Genomic DNA, 4,596 nt, shown 5'->3' with positions numbered 1-4,596 from the left:
AGCGCCGGACGCCGATGCGCTCGGCTCGCGCGCGCGCAAGGTCGCCGACCATCTCGCGGCGCATGGCGCCTCGTTCTTCGACGAGATCGCCGCGGCCACCCGCCTGCTCTCCACCGAACTGGAGGTGGCGCTGGCCGAGCTGGTCGCCGCCGGTCGGGTCCACTGCGACAGCTACGCCGGCCTGCGCGCCTTGCTGGTGCCGGCATCGAAGCGCCCGTCGGCGCTGTCGCGGCGGCGGCCGCGCATGGCGCTGTACGGCGGCATCCAGGATGCCGGGCGCTGGGCGCTGTTGCGGGCTGGCGCCGAGGCCGACGACCCGGCCGCGCGCAGCGAGGCGGTCGAGCACGTCGCGCTGACGCTGCTGCGCCGCTACGGCGTGGTCTGCTGGCGCCTGCTCGAGCGCGAGGCGGCATGGCTGCCGCCGTGGCGCGAGCTGTTGCGGGTCTACCAGCGCCTGGAGGCGCGTGGCGAGATCCGCGGCGGGCGCTTCATCGATGGCCTGTCCGGCGAACAGTTCGCCCTGCCGGAGGCGATCGGTCTGCTGCGGCAACTGCGCCGCCAGCCTGGCGACGGCACCTGGGTGTGCGTGGCCGCCGCCGATCCGGCCAATCTGCTCGGCAGCGTGCTCCCGGGCACGCGGCTGCCACGTGTGGCGGGCGCGCGCGTGCTGTACCGCGACGGCGTGCCGATGGCGAGCTGGGTCGGCGAGCGTTTCGAGGCGCTGCAGGAGCTCGATGCCGAGGAACGCGTGCGCGCGCAGCGCTTGTTGCGCGGAGCCACCGCGGCGGAACGACGCACGGTCGCGGCGCTGCCGATGGCGTGAAGACGCGGCGCCATGCATGCGCTCGCGCACTGCGAGGGCGGGCATATCGGCGCCGCTTTCACATTCTGTCTACAAATTAGAGGGGTTGGTATCCCACTTCGCCTTCGGTGCAAAACCGGGGTCATCTGCCATTGCAGAACAACTGCGGCATCCGCGCCGCAGACGCCCAGGCGCCTTCTTCACACGCGTCGAGTGCTGCGCCGCAATGCCCGTTGCGCATTCATGCAACGTCGCCGCAGCGCTTTCGCTATGCGGAATTCCGCAGTTTTCACGCGATTTAAAGGCGCTGTCGATGGCGCCGATAGCCCTCACGCACAGACGTTGCGGCGCAGCGTCCTCGCTCTCCTCAGAGCGAGTGTGTCCACTCCGCGAGGCGCTGCGGAAGACGGCTGGAGGCGCTCACTTGCGCAACCGGACGCACACAAAGAATCGGGGTACACCATGTTGGGCAATATGAAAATCGGAGTCAGGCTGACGGCGGCGTTCCTGATCGTGGCGGCGATCGGCGCGTGCATCGGCTGGGTCGGCATCCGCAACTCGGGCCGGATCAACGACTACGCCACGGTGCTGTACGAGCGCGAGCTGCTCGGCCTGTCGCACCTGAAAGAGGCCAACATCAATCTGATCAACGCCGGCCGCTCGCGCGCCAACCTGCAGTTGGCCAGTACCGCGGAAGACCGCGCCAAGCACGTTGCCAACATCGACAAGTACACCGCCAAGGTGGTCGAGCACATGGACAAGGCCAGGACCTCGTTCGACGACCCGGCCACGCTGGCCAAGCTGGCTCGCTTCGACCAGGTGTGGAAGACCTACCTGGAGCGGCGCGGCCAGTTCGTCGACTCGGTGATGCGCGAGCCGCTGCCGCAGGGCAATGCGCAGCTGGCGGACCTGTCGAAGGGCGTGCGCAGCAGCTCCGACGAACTGGATGCGCTGATGTCCGAACTCAGCGAAACCAAGGAAGCCAATGCCGCGCGTGCCAACGACGCCACCGATGCGATCTATGCCAGCAGCACCCGCACCATGCTGGCCATCGTGATCGGCGGCGTGCTGCTCGGGGTCGGCCTGGGCTGCTGCATCAGCCGCAGCGTGACCCGGCCGATCGACAAGGCGGTCAAGGTGGCCAATGCGCTGTCCGAGGGCGACCTGAGCATGCAGATCGAGGTCCGCGGCAGGGACGAGACCGGGCAATTGCTGCTGGCGATGCAGCGCATGGTCGAGAAGTTGCAGCAGGTGGTCGGCGAGGTCAACGCCAGTGCGCAGAGCCTGGCGGGTGCGTCGGAAGAAGTCAGCGCCACTGCGCAATCCTTGAGCCAGGCCTCGACCGAACAGGCCGCCGGCGTGGAAGAGACCAGCGCCTCGCTGGAGCAGATGACCGCCTCGATCGCGCAGAACACCGACAACGCCAGGATCACCGACGGCATGGCCGCGCAGGCGGCGCGGGAAACCCTGGAGGGCGGTGAGGCGGTGGTGGCCACGGTCGCGGCGATGAAGCAGATCGCGCAGAAGATCGGCATCATCGACGACATCGCCTACCAGACCAACCTGCTGGCGCTGAACGCGGCGATCGAAGCCGCGCGTGCCGGCGAGCACGGCAAGGGCTTTGCGGTGGTCGCCGCGGAAGTGCGCAAGCTGGCCGAACGCAGCCAGATCGCGGCGCAGGAGATCGGCGAGGTCGCCGGCTCCAGCGTGGAACTGGCGGAGAAGGCCGGTCATCTGCTGGAGACCATCGTGCCCAGCATCAAGAAGACCTCGGATCTGGTGCAGGAGATCGCCGCCGCCTCGCAGGAGCAGTCGTCCGGCGTCGCCCAGATCAATGCGGCAGTGGTGCAGCTGAGCCAGATCACCCAGCAGAACGCGACCGCCTCCGAAGAGCTGGCCGCCACCGCCGAATCGATGAGCACGCAGGCCGTGCAGTTGCAGGACAGCATGGCGTTCTTCCAGTTGTCCGCCGGCACGCGCCGCGCCACGCACGCGCTGGACGACGGCGAGGCGGTGGCGCCGCTGCGTGCGGCTGGCTCGCGCTGGGCGCCGCGTGCGCCATCCGTCGCCGCGCGCCGTTCCGTTGCAGGCAATCGCGACCGCAGCGAAGCGCTGCTGGGCCGCGCCTGATCCATTCCCTGGCGGCGCCTGCCGCGCCGCCAGTTCCGTGTCGCTGTCGTTGTCACAACTGCCCATTGTCGGGAGAGTGCCGTGCTGAAGAATCTCAAAATCGCAACCAAGCTCTACGGCGGCTTCGCCGTGGTCCTGTGCATCCTGCTGGCCCTGGCCGGCGTGGCCTACTTCAACGTGTCCGCGTTGTCGCAGGCCAATTACTGGAACACCCACACCTACAAGGTGATCGCCGAAGTCGATGCCGCGCTCAGCAGCCTGATCAACATCGAGACCGGTACGCGTGGCTTCTCGCTGACCGGCGAGGACGCGTTCCTGCAGCCCTACCGCGACGGCGTCGCCAGCTTCGAAAGCCACCTGCGCACGGCGCAGGAGCTGACCGCCGACAACCCCAGGCAGCAGGAGCGCCTGAACGCGCTGAAGCAGACCCAGGCGCAATGGCTCAGCCAGGCAGTGCATCCGCAGATCGCGCTGCGCAAGAACGTCAACGATGGCCAGGCGACGATGGAGGCGCTGACCGCTGCGGTGCGTGCTTCCAAGGGCAAGGCCTACATGGACGCCATGCGCGATCGCATGGCCGAAGTGCGTCGCGCCGAGAGCGAGTTGCTCGCTGCGCGCGCCACCGAGGCCGAGCAGTTGCAGCAGCGCACCAACCTGACCCTGATCGTCGGCAGCCTGGTCGCGGCACTGTGTGCCTCGTTGATCGGTTTCCTGATCGCGCGGTCGCTGATGAGCGAACTTGGCGGCGAGCCGAGCACGGTGATGGAAGTGGCCTCGCGGATCGCGCGCGGCGATCTCACCGTGCAGGTGCCGACTCGCGCCAACGACAGCACCAGTGCGATGGTGGCGCTGCAGGCGATGGTCGAGCGACTGGCGGAGGTGGTGGGCGAGGTCAATGCCAGCGCGCAGTCGCTGGCCGGTTCCTCCGAGGAAGTCAGCGCCACCGCGCAGTCGCTGAGCCAGGCCGCCACCGAGCAGGCCGCCGGCGTTGAGGAGACCAGCGCCTCGCTGGAGCAGATGACCGCGTCCATCGCGCAGAACACCGACAACGCCAAGGTCACCGAGGGCATGTCGGCGCAGGCGGCCAAGGAAGCGGTGGAGGGCGGCGACGCGGTGCTGGCGTCCACCCAGGCGATGAAGCAGATCGCGCAGAAGATCGGCATCATCGACGACATCGCCTACCAGACCAACCTGCTGGCGCTGAACGCGGCGATCGAAGCCGCGCGTGCCGGCGAGCACGGCAAGGGCTTTGCGGTGGTCGCCGCCGAAGTGCGCAAGCTGGCCGAGCGCAGCCAGGTGGCGGCGCAGGAGATCGGCGAGGTCGCCGCCAGCAGCGTCGGCCTGGCCGATCGCGCCGGCAGCCTGCTCGGCACCATCGTGCCCAGCATCAAGAAGACCTCGGATCTGGTGCAGGAGATCGCCTCGGCCTCGCAGGAACAGTCCTCCGGCGTCACCCAGATCAACTTGGCGGTGTCCCAGCTCAGCCAGGCCACGCAGCAGAATGCGGCGGCCTCCGAGCAACTGGCGGCCACCGCCGAACAGATGAGCACCCAGGCCGAATCGCTGCAGCAGGCGATGGGATTCTTCCGCCTCAGCCGCGAACAGGACCTGGCCGCGCCGCGCCGCGCCGCGCCGGTGGCGCCGAGGCCGGCCGCCACCCGGCC

The 4,596-nt window shown here is 68.8% G+C and carries 3 protein-coding genes; all 3 read left to right on the top strand.

What is annotated here, in order from left to right; genetic code table 11:
- On the top strand, window positions 1-823 hold an 823-nt coding region (locus D183_RS0116805), incomplete at its 5' end, for an Lhr family helicase (RefSeq protein WP_017910027.1).
- 441 nt (window positions 824-1,264) lie between these two features.
- Window positions 1,265-2,932: a methyl-accepting chemotaxis protein gene (locus D183_RS0116800; protein ID WP_026144568.1), complete on the top strand. Its 1,668-nt coding sequence runs from the start codon at window positions 1,265-1,267 to the stop codon at window positions 2,930-2,932.
- 81 nt (window positions 2,933-3,013) lie between these two features.
- Window positions 3,014-4,596, top strand: a 1,583-nt coding sequence (locus D183_RS28255; RefSeq protein WP_017910025.1) for a methyl-accepting chemotaxis protein, incomplete at its 3' end; no start/stop codon positions are given.

The sequence above is a fragment of the Xanthomonas sp. SHU 199 genome (assembly GCF_000364665.1).
Lineage (GTDB): Bacteria > Pseudomonadota > Gammaproteobacteria > Xanthomonadales > Xanthomonadaceae > Xanthomonas_A > Xanthomonas_A sontii.
This window is presented reverse-complemented; position numbering and strand designations above follow the sequence as displayed.